20 protein-coding genes are annotated in these 17,973 nt (G+C 68.6%); 12 read left to right on the top strand and 8 right to left on the bottom strand.

Features of this window, described 5'->3' with window-relative positions; translation table 11 throughout:
* Positions 1-3: 3 nt before the first annotated feature.
* The 3 genes from AOZ06_RS35050 to AOZ06_RS35040 are packed head-to-tail and all read right to left on the bottom strand — an operon-like array spanning position 4 to position 2,997.
* The gene (locus AOZ06_RS35050) at positions 4-1,236 is read right to left on the bottom strand and encodes an ATP-grasp domain-containing protein (protein WP_054293296.1); all 1,233 of its coding nucleotides are present in this window, start codon (positions 1,234-1,236) and stop codon (positions 4-6) included.
* Between the two features lie 16 nt (positions 1,237-1,252).
* Positions 1,253-1,978 carry an esterase family protein gene (locus tag AOZ06_RS35045; RefSeq protein ID WP_054297150.1) on the bottom strand — a complete coding sequence of 242 codons (726 nt, stop codon included), beginning with the start codon at positions 1,976-1,978 and terminating at the stop codon, positions 1,253-1,255.
* The gene (locus AOZ06_RS35040) at positions 1,975-2,997 is read right to left on the bottom strand and encodes an alpha/beta hydrolase (RefSeq protein ID WP_218921834.1); all 1,023 of its coding nucleotides are present in this window, start codon (positions 2,995-2,997) and stop codon (positions 1,975-1,977) included. Before AOZ06_RS35040 ends, AOZ06_RS35045 begins: the two co-directional genes overlap by 4 nt.
* Positions 2,998-3,047: 50 nt before the next feature.
* Between AOZ06_RS35040 and AOZ06_RS35035 the strand changes: the two genes are divergently transcribed.
* On the top strand, positions 3,048-3,854 hold the full coding sequence (locus AOZ06_RS35035) for an SMI1/KNR4 family protein (protein WP_054293295.1): 807 nt from the start codon (positions 3,048-3,050) through the stop codon (positions 3,852-3,854).
* Between the two features lie 52 nt (positions 3,855-3,906).
* Positions 3,907-4,515: a TetR/AcrR family transcriptional regulator gene (locus AOZ06_RS35030; RefSeq protein ID WP_157233424.1), complete on the top strand. Its 609-nt coding sequence runs from the start codon at positions 3,907-3,909 to the stop codon at positions 4,513-4,515.
* Positions 4,516-4,745: 230 nt separating this feature from the next.
* Here AOZ06_RS35030 and AOZ06_RS35025 read toward each other — a convergent pair whose 3' ends face one another.
* Positions 4,746-5,249, bottom strand: coding sequence for a mycothiol transferase (locus AOZ06_RS35025; protein WP_054293293.1), 504 nt, complete (start codon positions 5,247-5,249; stop codon positions 4,746-4,748).
* Positions 5,250-5,271: 22 nt separating this feature from the next.
* On the bottom strand, positions 5,272-5,808 hold the full coding sequence (locus AOZ06_RS61370; protein WP_054293292.1) for a TetR/AcrR family transcriptional regulator: 537 nt from the start codon (positions 5,806-5,808) through the stop codon (positions 5,272-5,274).
* Between the two features lie 90 nt (positions 5,809-5,898).
* Here AOZ06_RS61370 and AOZ06_RS35015 point away from each other — a divergent pair, with 90 nt between their 5' ends.
* From AOZ06_RS35015 to AOZ06_RS34980, 8 genes are all read left to right on the top strand, one after another.
* Entirely contained in the window at positions 5,899-6,801 is a 903-nt protein-coding gene (locus tag AOZ06_RS35015; protein ID WP_179950761.1) for a TIGR03620 family F420-dependent LLM class oxidoreductase, read from the top strand.
* 71 nt (positions 6,802-6,872) lie between these two features.
* The gene (locus AOZ06_RS35010; protein ID WP_054297147.1) at positions 6,873-7,718 is read left to right on the top strand and encodes a metal-dependent hydrolase; all 846 of its coding nucleotides are present in this window, start codon (positions 6,873-6,875) and stop codon (positions 7,716-7,718) included.
* Positions 7,715-8,749: a PDR/VanB family oxidoreductase gene (locus AOZ06_RS35005; protein ID WP_054293291.1), complete on the top strand. Its 1,035-nt coding sequence runs from the start codon at positions 7,715-7,717 to the stop codon at positions 8,747-8,749. Before AOZ06_RS35010 ends, AOZ06_RS35005 begins: the two co-directional genes overlap by 4 nt.
* A gap of 16 nt (positions 8,750-8,765) precedes the next feature.
* Positions 8,766-9,395: a TetR/AcrR family transcriptional regulator gene (locus tag AOZ06_RS35000; protein WP_225952980.1), complete on the top strand. Its 630-nt coding sequence runs from the start codon at positions 8,766-8,768 to the stop codon at positions 9,393-9,395.
* A gap of 196 nt (positions 9,396-9,591) precedes the next feature.
* Positions 9,592-10,785, top strand: a complete 1,194-nt coding sequence (locus tag AOZ06_RS34995; RefSeq protein WP_054293289.1) for a PP2C family protein-serine/threonine phosphatase — start codon at positions 9,592-9,594, stop codon at positions 10,783-10,785.
* Positions 10,782-12,257: a sensor histidine kinase gene (locus tag AOZ06_RS34990; RefSeq protein ID WP_054293288.1), complete on the top strand. Its 1,476-nt coding sequence runs from the start codon at positions 10,782-10,784 to the stop codon at positions 12,255-12,257. The genes AOZ06_RS34995 and AOZ06_RS34990 overlap by 4 nt, the downstream gene beginning before the upstream one ends.
* The gene (locus AOZ06_RS34985) at positions 12,250-12,690 is read left to right on the top strand and encodes a response regulator (RefSeq protein WP_054293287.1); all 441 of its coding nucleotides are present in this window, start codon (positions 12,250-12,252) and stop codon (positions 12,688-12,690) included. The genes AOZ06_RS34990 and AOZ06_RS34985 overlap by 8 nt, the downstream gene beginning before the upstream one ends.
* A gap of 43 nt (positions 12,691-12,733) precedes the next feature.
* The gene (locus AOZ06_RS34980; RefSeq protein ID WP_179950760.1) at positions 12,734-14,017 is read left to right on the top strand and encodes an amidohydrolase family protein; all 1,284 of its coding nucleotides are present in this window, start codon (positions 12,734-12,736) and stop codon (positions 14,015-14,017) included.
* Here AOZ06_RS34980 and AOZ06_RS34975 read toward each other — a convergent pair.
* Both AOZ06_RS34975 and AOZ06_RS34970 read right to left on the bottom strand, forming a co-directional pair.
* On the bottom strand, positions 14,007-15,113 hold the full coding sequence (locus tag AOZ06_RS34975; RefSeq protein WP_054293286.1) for a DmpA family aminopeptidase: 1,107 nt from the start codon (positions 15,111-15,113) through the stop codon (positions 14,007-14,009). The genes AOZ06_RS34980 and AOZ06_RS34975 overlap by 11 nt on opposite strands.
* A gap of 92 nt (positions 15,114-15,205) precedes the next feature.
* Positions 15,206-15,502, bottom strand: a complete 297-nt coding sequence (locus AOZ06_RS34970) for a hypothetical protein (protein ID WP_054293285.1) — start codon at positions 15,500-15,502, stop codon at positions 15,206-15,208.
* Positions 15,503-15,543: 41 nt separating this feature from the next.
* Here AOZ06_RS34970 and AOZ06_RS34965 point away from each other — a divergent pair, with 41 nt between their 5' ends.
* On the top strand, positions 15,544-15,999 hold the full coding sequence (locus AOZ06_RS34965) for an HtaA domain-containing protein (protein ID WP_083472126.1): 456 nt from the start codon (positions 15,544-15,546) through the stop codon (positions 15,997-15,999).
* On the opposite strand, the gene AOZ06_RS34960 is transcribed toward AOZ06_RS34965, so the two are convergent.
* Entirely contained in the window at positions 15,986-16,777 is a 792-nt protein-coding gene (locus AOZ06_RS34960; RefSeq protein WP_054293283.1) for an SDR family NAD(P)-dependent oxidoreductase, read from the bottom strand. The genes AOZ06_RS34965 and AOZ06_RS34960 overlap by 14 nt on opposite strands.
* 190 nt (positions 16,778-16,967) lie before the next feature.
* On the opposite strand from AOZ06_RS34960, the gene AOZ06_RS34955 reads away from it, so the two are divergent.
* Entirely contained in the window at positions 16,968-17,552 is a 585-nt protein-coding gene (locus tag AOZ06_RS34955; protein WP_054293282.1) for a TetR/AcrR family transcriptional regulator, read from the top strand.
* Positions 17,553-17,973 lie beyond the last annotated feature (421 nt).

Genomic DNA, 17,973 nt, shown 5'->3' with positions numbered 1-17,973 from the left:
CGCTCAGCCCTCCTGGATCCAGAGTCCGATCAGGCCGCGGAAGTGCGCGACGAACCGATCATGCTCGGCGGGTGGATACGTTGTGCGTACAGTGTCGACGAGCAGCGCGTCGAAGTCCGGCGACGACACCCAGTCCCGGACCATGTTGTCCACATTGGGCAACGAGGTCGCGCAGAACTCGTGGTACGCGGCCGTGTCGAAGTACTCGTCGGCCAGCTTGCGGTACTCGGCCAGTTTGGCGTCGTAGTCCAGCTGGGAGTCGGCGACCTCGAAGTAGTTGCGGGTGTCCAGGTCGAGCCGGGCCCGGCGGCCGGTCACCGCGCAGAACACCGACCACTTCAGCAACGCGCCGATCGCCCACGGGAAGTAGTAGTGCAGCGAGGTGATCGAGATGTCCGGGCACGCGTTGGCGTAGTCGATCGGGTAGACCTCCTCGCCGACCACGAGGCTCTCGCAGGAGTTGAACTCCCACCGGAAGAACGCGTTGATCAGCCGGGAGATCGACACGACCTCCGAACCGGCATCGGGGGAGAGGAACCCGTGCTGCACGGCGTAGCGCTCGTGCATCGGCTTCTCCGGCTGGAACCGCATGACCATGGTTTCCGGGCCGATGGTCAGCGACCGGGCGAACGAGTCGTAGCCCTCCACCGACGCCTGCAGGTGCATCAGCATCTCACCGGACGAGTCGTACGCCTTGTGCAACGCCGCGGGATCGGTGATCCGCGAGACGCCGCGCCACGCGCCGCCGTCGTAGGGCTTCATGAACAGGGGGTAGCCGACCTCGGCCGCCACGGCGTCCAAGTCGAACGGTTCGTTGTACTTCGCCGCGGTGTAGGCGTACTTGGCGTGGTCGACAGGGTTCTTGTACGGCACCAGCCAGGTCGGCGGGACCTTCAGCCCCAGTCGCATCATCGCGCAGTACGCGGCGTGCTTCTCCATGGACTGGAACGTGAACGGGCTGTTGAGCAGGTACACGTCGTCCATCAGGGCGACCTTCTTCAACCACTCGCGCGGTACGTAGTACCAGTAGGCGAGCCGGTCGATCACCAGGTCGTAACGGGGTTTCGCGCGCAGGTCGAACGGTTCGACGGTGATCCGCTCGGTGGCCAGCGCGTGTTCGGTGCCCGCCGGATCGCGCACCGGCCCCAGCCGCGCCACCAGCGTCTCGAACGCGCGCGGCCAGTCCTCCTCGGTGCCCAGCAGCAGTCCGAGCAAGTGCTTTGTGCGGTCCGGCATGCGCGTCCTCCCTTTCTCAGCAGAACCTGGGCAGGTGGTGGGCGAGCTGCGCCCGCCACGACGGCCAGTCGTGCGGCACGTCGTGCCCCCACACGTCGAGTTCACAGCGCAGGCCCTTGTCCCGCAGCAGATCGGCCATGTGCCGGGTGGACGGCAACGAGCCGGTGGTGTCCTCCCACTGTCCCTGGCCGACGACCAGGAGCACCGACAACCGGGACCGCAGCCAGCCGAGGTGGTCACCGTCGAGGTTCGGCACGAAGTCGACCGGGTTGGCGAAGTACATCGCGTCGCCGCGTTCACCCCAGCCGTGCCAGGAGGAGGCGTCGTAGTTGCCGGACAGGCCGACCGCGAGCGGGAAGGCGTCGGCGCGGCGCAAGGCGAACAGCACCGCGTGGAACGCGCCGAGCGAACACCCCATCGTGGCCACCTCCGTCGGTCCGCCACAGTCAGCGTGGATCATCGGCAGCACATGATCAAGGATCCACGCCTCGTACGTGCCATGGTGCCTCGCTCGCTGCTCCAACGGGATCGACCGGTTGGACCACGACGCGGCGTCGTGGGAGTCGACGCAGTAGAGCTTCACGCGTCCCTCCTCCAGCAACGGCCGCACCGCGCCGATCATCCCGTTGCTCTCCCAGTCCCACGCCCGGCCCTGCTCGGACGGGAACACCAGCACCGGCCTGCCGTAGTGGCCGTAGGCGATCACCGTCCCGCCGGCCAGCTCCACCTGGTCACGCCTCAAGATCCCTCCCACACCGCGCGCAGCAGGTCGGCCAGCGCGGGGTCGAACGCGTCCCGCCACCCCACGTAGTTGTGCGCGTCCGGCACCTCAACCAGCCCCGTCGGATAACCCAGTGCCACCAGCGCCGCGGCCAGCTGGCGATTGTTCGCCAGGTTCTCCTCGGCGAGGCCGCACGTGATCGTCACCGGGATCGGCCTGCCCCTACCGCCTCCCCGCACGACTCCACTGACGAACCGAGTGATCCTTCCGAAGCGGCTGTACCCCGACTCCTGCGGATCCAATCGCCGGTCGAAGAACGACCCCGACTGCAGGAACAGCCCGCCGAACAGGCTCGGCCTGCGGCGGTGCGCGTGCAGCATGGCCAGCCCGCCGAGGCTCGCACCCATGCCGACCACGGGTTTCTCGACCGGGACGAGGTCGCGCACGGCGGGCAGCAGGTCACGCGCGAGCGTCCGGACGTACTCCGGGTTGCCGGAGTACTCGTCATCACGATCACCCGGCTGGAGCAACGCGACCCGATGCGGGATGTCGAACCAGGTGGCGAACCGCGTCAGCCCGGCCAGCCGGTCATACTCGGGACCGTCGTTGGCCACCAGCAAAGGCATCGGGCCGTCGCCGGGCGACCACAGCCGGGCCGTGACCCCGGGGACGTCCAGGTCGATGAACTCGCCGGCGGGGGGCGTGCCGAGCCAGCGCGGGGCCGTGTAGTCCGGGAACTCCACGACGGACTTGTCGCCGAACGCGCCCGGCGCGCGCAGATCGTTGCCCGGGTCGCAGATCTCCTCGACCCGGCCGTCGCGGTGGCGCAACTGGAGCCGGTATTCCATTCGCCAGACCGGCGGCCGGTTCATCGGCAACGCCCAGCAGCCGTCCGCGTACGTGAACTCGAGGTCCGCACCGGGCAACGACATCGCGGGCAGCAGCCGGACCCCGGCGAGAACGGGGCCGTTGTCGGGCAGCCGGAACGTCACCGAGCTCGCGGTGACCAGCGGTCCGCCTTCGACGGTCGATTCGTCCACACCGATCACACTCTCACGGCCGCGCGGGATTCGTGGAATAGTGCGTCCGCGTGAAACCTCATTGGGGGCAGGTTCTCGCGGTTGCCGGCATCGTCGTCGCTGTCGTGGCGGTCGGCGTGGTCACGGTGTTGCTGGTGTCCAACACCGAACCTGGTGCGGGCCCACGAGTCTCGGCGACGAGCACGACCAGGAAGACGACCACGCCACCGCCGCCGACGCTGACTGTCGACTCGGGATGCCGGATCGGGCAAGGGCCCAAGCGCCTCGTGGACGTGCCACAGCGGGTGACCGATCGCGTGAACAGGGCGTGGGAGCGGATCGAGAAGTGGCTGGCGGCCAACGCGCCCGCGACCGCCGCGACGCTCGCGCCACCGGCGGACCCCGCGCTGCTAGCCGAGACGCAGCGGCAGATCGGCGTGCCGTTCCCAGCCGAGCTGATCGCGTTCCTGCGGCGGCACGACGGCGCGGGAACGGACATGCGAGCGGGCTTCACGTTGCCGCCCTTCTACCAGCCGATGTCGGCGAGGGCCATCGACGTCGACGCCAAGATGATGTGCGACGTGCTGGGCACGAGCGGGCACGACGAGAACGTCGGCTCGTGGTGGCACGGCCAGGTCGTGCCGTTCGCGCAGGACGGGGGCGGCGGCAACCTGCTGCTCGACCAGCGGCCGGGGCGCGGCGGGCGGCTGGGGGAGCACGACGAGGAATCGGACATGGGCTTCGAGCGTTACCCGCGGACGCTGACCGAGCTGCTGGAGGTGACCGCGACGTCGCTGGAGACCGGCGGCATCGCGCTCAAGCACTACCGGCCCAAGGTGGTCGACGGCGGGATCCTCGAGTGGGACATCATTCCCTGAGGTAGCACCGCTGTGCCGATCAGCGGGACGCGGATGCGGGTACGGTGGCCGGGTGCCGCCAAGCGATCGGATGCGACGCGACGCCGAGACCAACCTGCGCAGGGTGCTCGACGCCGCGGCCGAGGTGTTCGCCGGACGTGGGCTCGACGCCACCCTCGCCGACGTGGCCGGGCACGCGGGCGTCGGCGTGGGCACGGTCTACCGGCGGTTCGCCAACAAGGACGAGCTGATCTACGAGGTCTACCGCGAGCCGCTCGTGCGCGCCGCCGAACTCGCCCGCGAGGCCAGCGAGGACGACGACGCCTGGGCGGGGTTCGTGCGGTTCTTCGAGCGGTCCATCCACGACCTGGCCGCCGACCGGGGCCTGTGGGAACTGACCACAGGCGGCTTCAACCACTCGCTTGGCTGGTCGCGTGGCACCCCGCCGACCAGGCTGGCGCAGTTGTTCGCCGACAACCACAAAGCCATGGGCGTGCACCTGGACAAGCTCGTGCGGCGTGCCAAGCAGGCAGGTGCGCTGCGGGCGGACTTCGAGGCGAGTGACATGACGCTGTTGTCGGCCGCGGTTCAGGCGACTATCGCCGTTGACGATCAGGCCTCTCGGCGGGTGCTGGGTTTCGTTCTCGACGGTTTGCGTCCGGGTTCGGCGCGGGATTTCTGACCGTCCTGTTCTTTGCACGGAACAAGATTTTCCCTCGCCGGGGGCTGACCCCTGGGCAGGAGCGCCCCCGAAGGCCCCTTCTGCGCTTGCGCGCTTGCCGCTGTGGGACGGGGTCGCGCATTCGCCGCTCAGGGTTGGCCTGCGTTTGCGCGCTGGTTCTCTTGGGCTTGTCTGAGCTGCGCGCATGTCGCTCGGGCTTGTTTGCCCTTGTCGCGTGGACCTTCGTGTCGTCAGTTGGTCAGCAGGCCTCGGATGAAGGCTGCTTGGCCGACGTGTTCCAGGTCGTCGCCGATCACGCTGATCAGGCGTACTGCCAACGTGACTGGTGGGTCCCATGCCGTGTCGACGATTCGTTCGTGGTCGTCGTCGGTCAGGGTTTTAACGTACGCGATCGTCTGTTCGTGGGTCGCGTCGTAGTAGCCTGCCAGGAGTTCCGCTGTGGACTGCACTTTCGCCACTTGGTCGGCGGTGTGGCCGTAGCCGGTTTCTCCTTCGCCGAGTGGCAGGCCGAAGCGTTTCGCCCAGCCTTGGGCTGTCCATACCTGCTCGGTTCCGGCGAGGTCTGCGATGTGGTCGTCCTGGACGCGGGTCAGGTGCCAGATGAGCCACGCGATCGAGTTCGCGTTCTCGGTGACGCGGTACGCGAGGTTGTCCGGCGTGAGGCCGTCCAGCGTCGCGTGCACCTCTTCCTTCACTCGGTCGAACGCGTCGGTGAGCAGGTCTGTGCTTGGCATTTCGTTCCTTTTCGCGACGGTTTCAGGGATCGATTCCCTCGACCAGCAGGGTGATGAACCTGTCGACGCTGTCCGGGCTGTGTTCGTTCGCCCATGAGATGGACGCGGACAGCAGGAGCAGTTCGTCGGGCTTGAGGTCCGCGCGCACCACGCCTGCTCGTTGCGCTCGGGCGAGCAGTTGGCTGCCTGCCTCTTTCATCGCGTGACAGCTTGTGTAGAGCCGGGACTTCTCGTTGCGCAGTGTCGCCACCACCGATGCGGGCAGGCCCTGGTAGCGGTTCGACGACTTCACGAACTCCCGCAGCCATTCGATCAGCGCGGCTCGTGGCGAGTCGGCGTCGAGCAGCCGGGTGCTGAGTTCGCCGAGTGCGGCGAACCGGTCGTGCAGGAGCGCTTCGAGCAGCGCGTCCCGGTTGGGGAAGTGGCGGTAGAGGGTGCCGATGCCGACTCCCGCGTTGCGGGCGATGTCTTCGAGTGACGCGTCGATGCCGCGGGTGCGGAAGGCCGTCTCGGCCTCGGTGAGGAGTCGCTCGTAGTTCCGGCGCGCATCGGCTCGCATTTGCCCTACTCAATCACATTGCAAAACGGAGGCTGCCTCCGTAAGCTCGCCATCAAACGGAGGTACCCTCACTTTAACGGGAGATCGACAGTGCAGAAGGACCTGGGCAAGCTCGGGATCTGGACGATGGCGTTCGACTCGCACCCGGCCTCGGCGGTCCGCGACGCGGCCGCGGAGCTGGACGAACTCGGCTACGGCACGCTCTGGTACGGCGAAGCGTTCGGCCGGGACGCCGTATCCCAGGGCGCGTTGCTGCTCGACGCCACGAAACGCATGGTGGTGGCCAGCGGTATCGCGAACATGTACGTGCGCCATCCCTTGGCGATGGCGTCGGCGGAGCGATCCCTTGGGGAGCAGCACCCGGGACGGTTCGTGCTGGGCCTCGGTGGCCATCGGGTGCCGGGGCCTCCGCTGATGCTCGGTGGCTTCCGCATTCCCTTCAGCGGGAAGCCCGTGTCAGGTGTGCGCGAGTACCTCGACCAGCTCGGCGAGGTCCCGTTGATCGGTGCGGAGGCGGTCCGGCCCCGCCGGGTGCTGGCCGCGCTGGGGCCGAAGATGCTGGAACTGGCGGCGGAGCTGACCTGGGGTGCGCACACGTACTTCGTGCCCGTCGAACACACCGAGATGGCCAGGAAACGGATGGGGTCCGAGGCGTACCTCGCGGTCGAGCAAGGCGTGATCGTGGAGACGGACACCGCCCGCGTGCGCGAGATCCAGCGTATCCACCTCGGCCCGTACGCCTTGGCGCCACACCAGCGCAACAACCTCGGACGGCTCGGGTTCGGCGACGAGGACTTCGCCGACGGCGGTAGCGACAGGCTGCTCGACGCGGTGATCGTCGGCGGCGATCTCGACGTGATCGCCCAGCGCGTTCGTGACCACTTCGACGCGGGCGCGGACCACGTCTGCCTCCAGGTCCTGACGGCGAAGCCGGGGGAGCTCCCCCTGCGTGAGTGGCGCGAACTCGCGGCCCTCACCGCGGTGTTCCGATAGGACTTCCGGCTTGTTGACAATCTGTCTATCATGACACCCAGTCTCATTGAGAGCTCGGCGTGGAGGTCGCGATGGAACCGGAGAACCTGGCCCTCAGGCCGCGTGACGTGCGGTTCGACTGGTCGGAGCTGCCCGCGCACTGGGTTCCGGGCGAACCGTTCGTCACGCACGCGCTCAACGTCATGCACATCCTCCTGCCGGAAGGCGAGCGCTGGTTCGTCGACGTCTTCAAGGAGGCCCTGCCGCTGATCACCGACGAACGGCTCCGCGAGGACGTCGTCGGCTTCATCGGCCAGGAAGCCATGCACGCCTCCGCCCACCAGGGCGCACAGGACCACCTGATCCAGCACGGCATCGACCCCGGCCCGTACGTCCGGCAGCTCGAGTGGTTCTTCCGCGAACGGCTCAACCGGCCGGACGGCGGCAGGCGCTGGCTGGTGGCCAGGCTGTCGGTCATCGCCGCGATCGAGCACATGACCGCGTTCCTCGGGCACTGGGTGCTCAACTCGCCCGAGCTCGACGAGGCCAAGACGGACCCGACGATGCTGGACCTGCTGCGCTGGCACGGCGCCGAGGAGGTCGAGCACCGCTCGGTGGCCCACGACCTGTTCGTGCACATCGACGGCGGCTTCGCCAACCGGATCGCGGCGATGACGGTGGCGTTGCCGTTCCTGGTGTGGCTGTGGACGCGTGGCGTGCGGTACCTGATGTCCAGTGATCCCCGGGTCACTGGCAAGGCGCGGTGGCGCGACCTCGTGAAGGCGGGCCGCAAGGGCCTGCTGCCGACCGTGCCCTACCTGGCGTCGTCCCTGTCGCGCTACTACAAACGCGGCTACCACCCGTCGCAGGAGGGCTCGACGAGCCAGGCCGTTGCCTACCTGGCCAGTTCACCCGCCGCGCTGACCGCCGAACAATGAGCGGTCCACCCGACCTGTACGGCAGACGGCAGAAGGACCGGTTGTGGACCTTCGCGGCCCGAGTCGTCAGCGCCTTCGAAGCGGCCACGAGAAGGCTGGCAGGCGACGAACCGCCGTCGCGCCCGGTCGTCAGCCTGAGCACGGCGCTGGTCGTGCGCGAGGTCAACACCGAGGCCGAGGACGTCGTGAGCCTGACGCTGTCCGCGCCGGACTGGTCGCCGCTGCCGGCGTGGCAGCCGGGCTGTCACGTCGACCTGGTGCTGCCGTCGGGAACCCAGCGGCAGTACTCGCTGTGCGGCGATCCGGAGGACCGGTCGACCTACCGGATCGCGGTGCGCAGGCTGGGCACCGGTTCGCGGGAGGTCCACGCCCTCGGCGAAGGCGATGTCGTCACCGTCCGCGGGCCGCGCAACGCGTTCCCGTTCATCCAGGCGCCGAGGTACCTCTTCGTCGCAGGCGGCATCGGGATCACACCGATCCTGCCGATGGTCAAGGCCGTGCGGGACAAGGACTGGCACCTTGTCTACTGTGGACGAACGCGTGAGTCGATGCCGTTCCTCGGCGAGCTCGCCGACCTCGACCCGGCCCGGGTGTGGATCCGGCCGGACAGCGAGTTCGGCGTTCCCGTCAGCGGCAAGGAACTGCTGACCTGGGCGTTGCCGGACACGCACGTCTACTGCTGCGGCCCGCCCGGGATGATCGCCGGTGTCCGCGTCGACCGGCGGGCCCGCCTGCACTTCGAGCGGTTCTCCCCGCCGCCGATCGTCGGCGGCACGCCGTTCGAGATCGAGCTGAGCCGGACCGGGACCGTGCTGGCGGTCCCGGCGGACCGGACCGCGCTCGACGTCGTCTCCGGAGCCGTGCCCGGCGTCGGCTACTCGTGCAGACAGGGGTTCTGCGGCACGTGCGCGCTGAAGGTGCTCGGCGGCGACGTGCGCCACCACGACCGGGTGCTGACCGACGACGAACGCCGGGAACGGATGGCGATCTGCGTGTCTCGCGGCAATGGCCGGATCGTGCTGGACCTGTGATGCCACAATGAGCCTGATGAGGACTTCGCGGCGGATGGCGCCGGAGCAGCGGCGCATGCAGTTGATCGAGGCGGCGATCGGGTTGTACGGCACCCGTCCCTACGAACAGGTCTCGATCGACGACATCGCGGCTGCCGCGGACGTCTCCCGCGCGTTGTTCTACCGCTACTTCTCCAGCCCGGCGGAGATCTACGTCGCCGCGCTGCGGCACGCGGCCGACAGCCTGATCGCCCGGTTCGCGGCCCCGGCCGACGGGTCGCTGCTGGAGCAGCTGCGGTCGCTGATCGGCGAGTTCATCTCGTTCGCCGAGGGCCACGCGGCCGCCTTCGTCGCCCTGCTCAGGGGCGGCTCGGTGGTGGCGACGGCCGAGACCGGCGCGGTCGTCGACGACGTGCGCAGGCACGCGGTCGCCGAGATCCTCGCCCGCACCGGCGTCGAACACCCGTCACCGCTCGGGTTGCTCACGCTGAACTGCTGGACCGCGGTCGTCGAGGGAACGACGCTGACCTGGCTGCAGGAGCGCACCCTGCCGCGCGAGGACCTGGAGAACTGGCTCGTCGACCAGCTCCTCGCGATGGTCACGGCCACCGCGAACTACGACAAGGAGACCGCGAAGGTCCTCCACCAGGTCGTTCGTCCACTGTGAACTCGTTCCCGCCCGCGAGCGGGAAGTGTGACACGGGCTTCGCGGAAGTCAGCGATGTGGTCGAAGATCAACGCCGCCAGGCCGGGGACCCGTTCGGTGCGCGTGGCGAGCGACTCCATCGCGTCGACCCTGGTGTGGGCAAGGCCGACCCGTAAGATGATCGCCGGTTCAAGTCGGTCAGAGGCCAGGGGGCCGTGTGGACGTTCTGGACGCACCGCCGAGAGCGGGCCAGCCGTTGCGCGTGCTGCTCGTCGAGGACGACGACGCGGACGCCTTCCTGGTCGCCGAACTGCTCGCGGAGCTGTCCGGCCACGTCGTCATGCAGCGCGTCGAGACGCTCACCGGTGCGCTCAGCAAACCGCTGCGGGTCGACTGCGTCCTGCTGGACCTGCAACTGCCCGACGCGGTGGGCCTCACGGCGGTGACACGCCTGCGCCGGCACGCGCCGGGCACCGCGGTGGTCGTGCTGACCGGCCAGCACGACGAGGCCGTCGGCATCGCGGCCGTCGCGGCCGGTGCGCAGGACTACTTGGTCAAGGACCAGGTCGACGGCCGCCTTCTGGTGAAGGCCCTGCGGTACGCGTGGGAGCGCAAGCGCGCCGAAGAGGCTGAGCGGCAGTTGCTGCAGCAGCGGCTGGTCGCCGACGAGAACCGGCGGCTGGAGCGCGGGTTGTTGCCCGCTCCGCTGCTGGCGGACCCACGCGTCACGCTGATCGCCCGCTACCGGCCCGGTCGCGGCGAATCCGTGCTGGGCGGTGATTTCTACGATGCCGTAGAACTGCCGGACGGCACGTTGCACGTGGTCATCGGCGATGTCAGCGGGCACGGGCCGGACGAGGCCGCGCTCGGCGTGGCCGTGCGGATCGCGTGGCGTGCGCTCGTGGTGGCGGGGTTGCCGACGAGCGAAGTGCTGCGTGCGATCGAGATCGTGTTGCGGCACGAGCGGATCAAGCACAGCTTCGTCACGCTCTGCGCGATCAGCATCGCCCCGGACAGGCGGTCGTTGCGGATGCGGCTGGCGGGCCACCCGCCGCCGTTGCTGATCGACGGCGACCGCGGACGGCTGCTGCCGCTGGATCACCTCGGGGTGCCGCTCGGCCTGCTGCCCGACGCCTCGTGGCAGCCGGTCGACGTCGACCTGCCCGAGGCCTGGTCGTTGCTGCTGTACACCGACGGCGTGTTCGAGGGGAAGGTGCAGGGCCAGACGGACCGGCTGGGCCACGAGAACATGGCACGGCTGCTGCTGGCGGACCTGCGGGCCAACCCGGGCTGGCGTGCGCAGCCGGGAGCTGTGCTCGACCGGCTGATCGCGGCGGTCGTCGAGCTCAACCAGGGCCCGCTCGACGACGACGTGGCCCTGGCACTGCTCAGCCACCACGACCCCCGATGAACACCCTGCGCCGCTGGGTGGTGCTGCTGATCGTGGTGGAGGCGGTCATGCTGGCGGCGGCGGTCGTCGGTGGCGTGATCGGCCTGACGCAGCTGGGCGAGGCACGCAGCCGGGTGGTGGACCAGATCGACCCGGAACTGGTCGAGCAACGCGACCTGGAGACGTCACTGCTCGACCAGGAAACAGGTCTGCGTGGTTTCCTGCTCACCAGCAGGCCCGATTTCCTCGCGCCCTACCGTGAGGGCCGTGTCCAGCAGGACAAGGCCGTGTCCGAGATGCGCAGGCTGGGTGCGGCCGACGGGACACAAGCGGGCCGGGACCTCGCCGCGGTGCTGGCGAAAACGGCCGAATGGCAGGCGACCGCCGAACGCATGATCGCGGCGCCCGGCGACCAGAGCATGGTGGAAACGGGAAAGACGCAGTTCGACGCGGTACGGGCAGTGTTGAACACCCAGCGAGCCAACCTCACCGCGGCACGCGAGAACGACCGCCAGACGTTGCAGCGTTCGGCTGTGCTGCTGCCGGTGGTGTTCGCCGTCATCGTGCTGCTGCTCGTGATCCTGTTCGTGGCGCTGGCTCTGGGCTTCCACCGCCGGGTCGCGCGCCCGGTCTTCTCGCTGGCCGCCGGGGTCCGTGCGGCGACCGACGACATCGGCCGCGCCATCCCGCCGGGTGACGGCCCGCGCGAGCTCAAGGAACTGGCCAGGGACGTGGAAGCGTTGCGGCGGCGGCTGGTCGCCGAGGTCGCGTCGCTCGCGACGCGGACACGGGAACTGCAGCAGTCCAATTCGGACCTCGAGCAGTTCGCCTACGTCGCGTCGCACGACCTGCAGGAGCCGCTGCGCAAGGTCACCAGCTTCTGCCAGCTGATCCAGCAGCGCTACCAGGGGCAGCTGGACGAACGCGGCGAGCAGTACATCGCGTTCGCTGTGGACGGTGCGCGGCGGATGCAGGTGCTGATCAACGACCTGCTCGCGTTCTCCCGTGTAGGCAGGCGCACCGCCGAGTCCACGGACGTCGACATGACCGCCGTGGTGCGCGCCGCGCTGGGCAACCTGGACCACCTGGTCGAGGAAACCGGGGCCGAGGTGGAGTTCGCCGAGCTGCCGGTCGTGCGCGGCGAGGCGTCGTTGCTGACCACCGTGATCCAGAACCTCGTCGGCAACGCGATCAAGTTCCGCGGGCAGCAGCCGCCGAGGATCGCCGTGGAGGCGGCACGGCAAGGTGATGAGTGGGTGTTCTCGGTGAGCGACAACGGTATCGGCATCGAAGCCGAGTACGCCGACCGGATCTTCGTGATCTTCCAGCGGCTGCACCCGCGGACCGCCTATCCGGGCACCGGGATCGGCCTCGCGATGGCCCGCAGGATCGTGGAGTACCACGGCGGCCGGATCTGGCTGGACACCTCGGGCGCCGGTGAGCGCACGATCTTCCGTTTCACACTGCCCGTCAGGGAGAACAACCATGTCTGAACCGCTGCACCCGATCGACATCCTGCTCGTCGAGGACGACCCCGGTGACGTGCTGATGACCAGGGAGGCGTTGGCGGACAACAAGGTCCGCAACAGGTTGTACGTGGTCAACGACGGTGTCGACGCGATGCGGTTCGTGCGCAGGCAGCCGCCGTACGAGGACGCGCCGAGGCCCGGCCTGATCCTGCTGGACCTCAACCTGCCGCGCCGCAACGGCCAGGAAGTGCTGGCGGACCTGAAGGGCAGCGAGGACCTGCGGACCATTCCCGTCGTCATCCTGACCACCTCCGAGGCCGACGAGGACATCCTGCGCAGCTACCAGTCGCACGCCAACGCCTACGTCACCAAACCCGTCGACTTCGAACAGTTCGTGGCCGCGGTGCGCCAGATCGACGACTTCTTCCTCACGGTGGTCAAGTTGCCCCGCGCGTGAGTAGCGTGGAGGTCAACAGACTGTTTGGGGGATGGAAATGTGCTTGTCCCATGTTGTCCCGACTTCGGCGGTGAGCCGCCGCACCGTGCTGGCAGCCGGAGCGGCGGTGCCCCTCGCGCTGGCCGGAACTGAGGCGGTGGCCGCGCAGGGCGCCTTCGTCATCGCCAACGTGCGGATCTTCGACGGCAAGCGGGTGATCGAACGCGGCCACGTGGTGGTCTCGGGTGGCCGGATCGTGTCGGTGCTCGAGCGCGGCGCGGTGCCAGCCGGCACGCAGGTGCACGACGGCAGCGGCAAGACCCTGCTGCCGGGTCTCATCGACGGGCACGTGCACCACACCGACGCCAACCGCACGGACGCGCCGCGTTTCGGTGTCACGACGGAACTGGACATGGTCAGCGACCCGACCGTGCACGGACCGTTCAAGCAGCAGCGCAAGTCCTACCAGCCGACGGCGAACTCGGACCTGTGGACGGCGGGCTGGTGGGCGACCGTTCCCGGCGGGCACGGCACGGGCAACGGAACCGAGTTCCCGTTGGTCGAGCCGGGCACCGCCCTCGCCGAGTTCGTGGCGGCGCGCCGGTCCGAGGGCTCGGATCACCTGAAACTGGCGCTGGAGGACAGGAATCTGGTCACGCAGGCGCCGATTCCGTCGCTGTCGGCCGAGCAGACCACCGAACTCGTCGCCGCGGCGCGGAAACTCGGCATGCCGTCGGTGGCGCACGCGACCGCCCAGCGGATGGCCCAGGTCGGTTTGCGGGCGGGAGCGACCGGTCTCGTGCACTTGTTCGCCGACGAGGTCGTGTCGGCCGAGACCGTCGCGTTGGCCCGCCGGACGGGTGCGTTCGTCACTCCCACGCTGACGTTGTGGAGCGCGTTCGAGTCGGCGGCGAACCCGGCGACCAACGCGGTGGTCAGGGATCCGCGTGTGGCGCCGTACATCTCCGCGCGGCAGCGAGCGTTCCTCGACGCGCCATGGGGTTTCAGCCGTCCCGGCCTGGCGACCGCGTCGCGCAACGTCAGGATCCTGCACGACGCGGGTGTACCGATCACCGCGGGCACGGATTCCGGGATCCCCGGCATCGCGCACGGCGTCAGCCTGCTGGTCGAACTGGAACTGCTCGTCCGGGCAGGACTGACGCCGCGTGCGGCGCTGACGGCGGCGACCGCCACGCCCGCGTCGATCTACGGGTTCGCCGACCGCGGCCGGATCCGCCAGGGCCTGCGCGCCGACCTCGTGCTGGTGGACGGCGACCCGACCAAGGACATCACCGCGTTGCGCGGCATCTCGGCGGTGTGGCGCAACGGCGCGCCGATCACTCGCTGAACAAGCCGGCCAGGCGTTCCCGCGGGATCGCGGGGGAGCGGTGGCCGTTGCGGCCGATCATCGTCTCGTTGACGACGAGCGCGTTGACCACCGCTTCCTCCACGGCGTACGCGGTCGCCTCGAGGAACGGGTCGATCCCGTGCCACGGCACGAAGTCCACTCGCGACAGCGCTTCTCCCCGGCCGTCCGGCGGGCTGCTGAGCGCGCCGGGGTTGCCGGTGGAGAAGGCCAGGAAGATGTCGCCCGAGCTGTGGGTTCCGGTCGTGCCGGTGCGGCCGAGCCCGATCGTGGCCCGCCGGGCGAGCGCCGAGCACTGCTGCGGCAGCAGCGGCGCGTCGGTGGCGACCACGACGATCGCCGATCCCGAGCCCGGTGGCGACAGCCAGTCGGATTCCGCCATCGGGTCGTTGTCGGCGAACACCTTGCCCAACGGCCGCCCGGCGATGGTGAGCTGGCGGCGGGCACCGAAGTTGGACTGGATGAACACGCCGACGGTGTAGTCCGTGCCCGCGTACGGGACTTTCCGGGACGCGGTTCCGTTGCCCGCCTTGAAGCCGTACGAGTTCATCCCGGTTCCGCCGCCGACCGAGCCCTCCTCGATCGCCCCGGGCACGGCGTTGTCGATGGCGTTCACCGCGTGCTGCGGCGTGACGTACGAGCGGCCGATGTCGTTGAGGTAACCGTCGTAGGTCTCACCGACTACCGGGAAGTCCCATGGCGCGTTGCCGGGCTGTTCGCGGACGACCCAGTCGATCACGCCGCGGTGCACCGGCCCGACGGCGTACGAGTTGGTGATGGTGACCGGCCAGCCGAGCAGGCCCGTCTCGGCGAGCCAGTGCGAGCCGGTGAGCTCGCCGTTGCCGTTGAACGAGTGGAAACCCGATGCGCAGCTCACGCCGACGCCTGATTTGCCGCGCGGCAGGATCGCGGTGACCCCGGTCCGGATGTCGTCGCCTTCGATGAGAGTCTCGTAGCCGACCTGGACGCCGGGCACGTCGGTGATGGAGTTCAGCGCCGCGGGCTGTCCCTCGAACGGGATGTTCAGTGCGCGTGCCCGTGGACGGCCCGCTGGTGTGTACAGCCAAGCGTCTGTCATACGGCCACAATAGACAGTGTGCCGGGCAAGAAGGGGCGGCCGTCACGCCCTTGACCATGCGTGGCGACCGCCGGGTCGAGCCGATCAGCCAATCAGCCGGTCAGCTCCACGAGACTTGATGAACACGTCGTAGGTGTGCGGTCCCCCAGATCGAGGTGGTCGCGCTTGCTGACGATCGCGCACGTGACCTTGGCGCAGTCCAGGTTCGTGCCGGACTTGGTGATCCGGATCTGGGTCGAGAAGGACCCGGCCGGGTTGAGGCCGGTCGCGTTGGACGCGGACAGGGTTCTGCTGTTGTTCGAACCGGAACCCGGGGCCGCCGACGCCGGGGTTGCCGGCGCGAGGACGGCGAACGCCGCGATTGCGAGGGTGAGTGACTTGCGAACCATGAGCGTGTGAGGCGAACGGCGTCTACACCAAGGGCAACCTCCTGTGGGGCTTCAAACGCAGCTTCCGCACCTACGTCGGCGGCGGCAAGGGCAACAGCATCACCGCGTCAGGTGGTGCCGTGATCACGGACCTCGACGTCCAGGCCAACCCGAACGGCGTGGCGACCGGTCTGCACCAGTACCCGTTCACGGCCAACAAGTACACATCGGACACCAAGTTCGGGACGTCGTCCGGCGGGGCGATCACGTTCGACGAGGTGACGGTCACGCTGGGAGTAGCGTGCTCGTCGCTGCCGGCCGCGTCGGCACAGCAGGGCGGTAGCGGTGGCGGGGGCGGTGGGTCGGGTTCGCGGGACGACCTGGTGCCCGCGTTGAGCTTCCGGCCTGAGCTGGCCAACACGGGGAAGGTACCGTTCGGTCTCCTCGCGACAGGAGTCCTGCTCCTGCTGTCCGGGGCCGGAATGGTCTACTTCGGACGGCGGGTCAGGCGGTCTTGACCACGCCGCCGTCGATCAGGTAGTCGACGCCGGTGATGTTGTTGGGCGACGCGGCGAACACGACCAGCTGGGCGACCTCCTCCGGTGTGCTGACGCGACCGGTGGAGACGCCCATCTGCGCGAGCATCTCGTCGACCTGCTGTTCGCGCGTGAGGCCCTTGCTGCGGGCGAGCCGGGCGATGAAACCGTCGTCGTCGGTCCACACGCCGGTGCTGACCGGGCCGGGGGACACGGTGATCGCCCGGACGCCCTGCCGGCCGTACTGTTCGGCGGTGATCTTGGTCAACGCGTTCAGGGCGACCTTGGAGACGTTGTAGTTGATCGGCCCGCCGCCGACCAGCCGCGCCCCGATCGACGACACGTTGACAACGACGCCCTTGCGCTCGATCAGGCTCGGCAGCGCCGCCCTCGTGGCACGCAGAGCGCTGTAGAAGTGCAGGTCGAATGAGCTTTCCCAGGCGCTGTCCGGCAACGTGAGCAGCGTCTGGGTCGCTCCTTCGACCAGGTCGTCGCTGTCGCCGACGCCGACGTTGTTGACCAGGACGTCGATGCCACCGAGGAGGCCGGTGGCCTCGTCGACCAGTCGCTGCGGACCGTCCGGAGTGGACAGGTCGACGGTGACGGCGTGCGCGCCGGTCTCCTTGAGGCCGGGGGTGATGGTCCGGGAACCGCTGACCACCTCGACGCCCTCGGCGACCAGCAGCCGTACGACCTCGAGCCCGATCCCCTTGCTGCCGCCGGTGACGACGGCGGTCTTGCCTGACAACCGCAGATCCACGGAGAACCCTCCCAGAAGTTACGGACCGATCGGTCCGGACCGTTCGGTCCCTATCGTGCTGGAGGTGGCGAGCTCATGTCAATCGATCCCTGTGAATTCCCGGGTTTCCGCAGAGTGCGGGGTTGCCGCAGGGGCGCCGTCCCGTTATTCGGACTGGGTGGTCCGGAAACTGGTCGGGTAAGGTGCGGGCATGCCTCGTAAGCCGGACCCAGGGGCACGCGACCGCATCCTGGACGTTGCCTGCCAGCTGTTCAACGCGCACGGCGTGCACGCCGTGGGGATGCAGCAGATCATCGACGAGGCCGGGTGCGGCAAGAACCTGCTGTACCGGGAGTTCCAGACCAAGGACGACCTGGTGGCCGCCTACATCCGGCGAGGCAGGCGCGAATGGGTGGCCAACCTCGAGGAGACCGCTCAACAGGTTGACGGGCCCGCGGATCAGCTGGTGGCGCTCGTGGCGAGAGTCGCGGAGGAGTCCACCAGGCCGGGCTTTCGCGGCTGCTTCATCTACAACGCGTACGCTGAATTTCCGGAGACTGAGCATCCGGTGAATCGGGCGGCTGCCGAGAACCTCGAGTTCATCAGGGAAAGTCTGTACGCGCTGGCCCGGAGTACGGGTGCCGCTGATCCTCGCACGCTGGCTGATCGGTTGTTGCTGATCATTGACGGGCTCAAGGCCAACGGTTCGGCTATGGGGCGCGCCGGCGCTGCTGCTGCCGCGGTGACTTTCGCCGAGGATACCGTCAGGGATGCTGTGCGGCCGATCGGCGCTTGACTCTTTGTTTCGGGTCTATCCTGGGTTTTTCCATGCCTCGGTATATCGGGTTTTCCATGCTCGGGTTTTTGGGCCTCTGATGGGCTGGGGTGGCGTCGATTTGACAGGGAACCCCGGGGGTGGCCTCATCGAGCGTAAAGGCGGAGCCCCTGCATTATCTATAGCTCAGCACTTTCCGAAGTGGCGGGGCTCTCCACGCCCACAAGCTTGCGACCACCCCTGCCCCATGTAAAATCGGCGCCGCTCTTGGTTTCCTGGGTTTTCTGTGTTCGGCTCCGGGCTTTGAGGTTGTGGCTTTCGGTGCGGTTTTCTCGGGTTTTCGAGGTTCGGTTCTGGGCTGCTGGTCTCTATTTCCCTTTGGGCATCCGCTGTCAGGTGATCTGTGCTGTCACTTCTCCGGGCGTGCTGCTGTCCCGCCGGA

Source organism: Kibdelosporangium phytohabitans, from assembly GCF_001302585.1.
Lineage (GTDB): Bacteria > Actinomycetota > Actinomycetes > Mycobacteriales > Pseudonocardiaceae > Kibdelosporangium > Kibdelosporangium phytohabitans.
The sequence above is the reverse complement of the archived record's forward strand: the minus strand, read 5'-3'. Positions and strand labels throughout refer to the sequence as shown.

Coding starts and splice junctions, on each gene's coding strand:
- AOZ06_RS35050 (WP_054293296.1), bottom strand. CDS start 1,236: ATGCCGGACCGCACAAAGCACTTGCTCGGACTGCTGCTGGGCACCGAG.
- AOZ06_RS35025 (WP_054293293.1), bottom strand. CDS start 5,249: ATGCCAAGCACAGACCTGCTCACCGACGCGTTCGACCGAGTGAAGGAA.
- AOZ06_RS61370 (WP_054293292.1), bottom strand. CDS start 5,808: ATGCGAGCCGATGCGCGCCGGAACTACGAGCGACTCCTCACCGAGGCC.
- AOZ06_RS35010 (WP_054297147.1), top strand. CDS start 6,873: ATGGAACCGGAGAACCTGGCCCTCAGGCCGCGTGACGTGCGGTTCGAC.
- AOZ06_RS35005 (WP_054293291.1), top strand. CDS start 7,715: ATGAGCGGTCCACCCGACCTGTACGGCAGACGGCAGAAGGACCGGTTG.
- AOZ06_RS35000 (WP_225952980.1), top strand. CDS start 8,766: ATGAGGACTTCGCGGCGGATGGCGCCGGAGCAGCGGCGCATGCAGTTG.
- AOZ06_RS34990 (WP_054293288.1), top strand. CDS start 10,782: ATGAACACCCTGCGCCGCTGGGTGGTGCTGCTGATCGTGGTGGAGGCG.
- AOZ06_RS34985 (WP_054293287.1), top strand. CDS start 12,250: ATGTCTGAACCGCTGCACCCGATCGACATCCTGCTCGTCGAGGACGAC.
- AOZ06_RS34975 (WP_054293286.1), bottom strand. CDS start 15,113: ATGACAGACGCTTGGCTGTACACACCAGCGGGCCGTCCACGGGCACGC.
- AOZ06_RS34970 (WP_054293285.1), bottom strand. CDS start 15,502: ATGGTTCGCAAGTCACTCACCCTCGCAATCGCGGCGTTCGCCGTCCTC.
- AOZ06_RS34955 (WP_054293282.1), top strand. CDS start 16,968: ATGCCTCGTAAGCCGGACCCAGGGGCACGCGACCGCATCCTGGACGTT.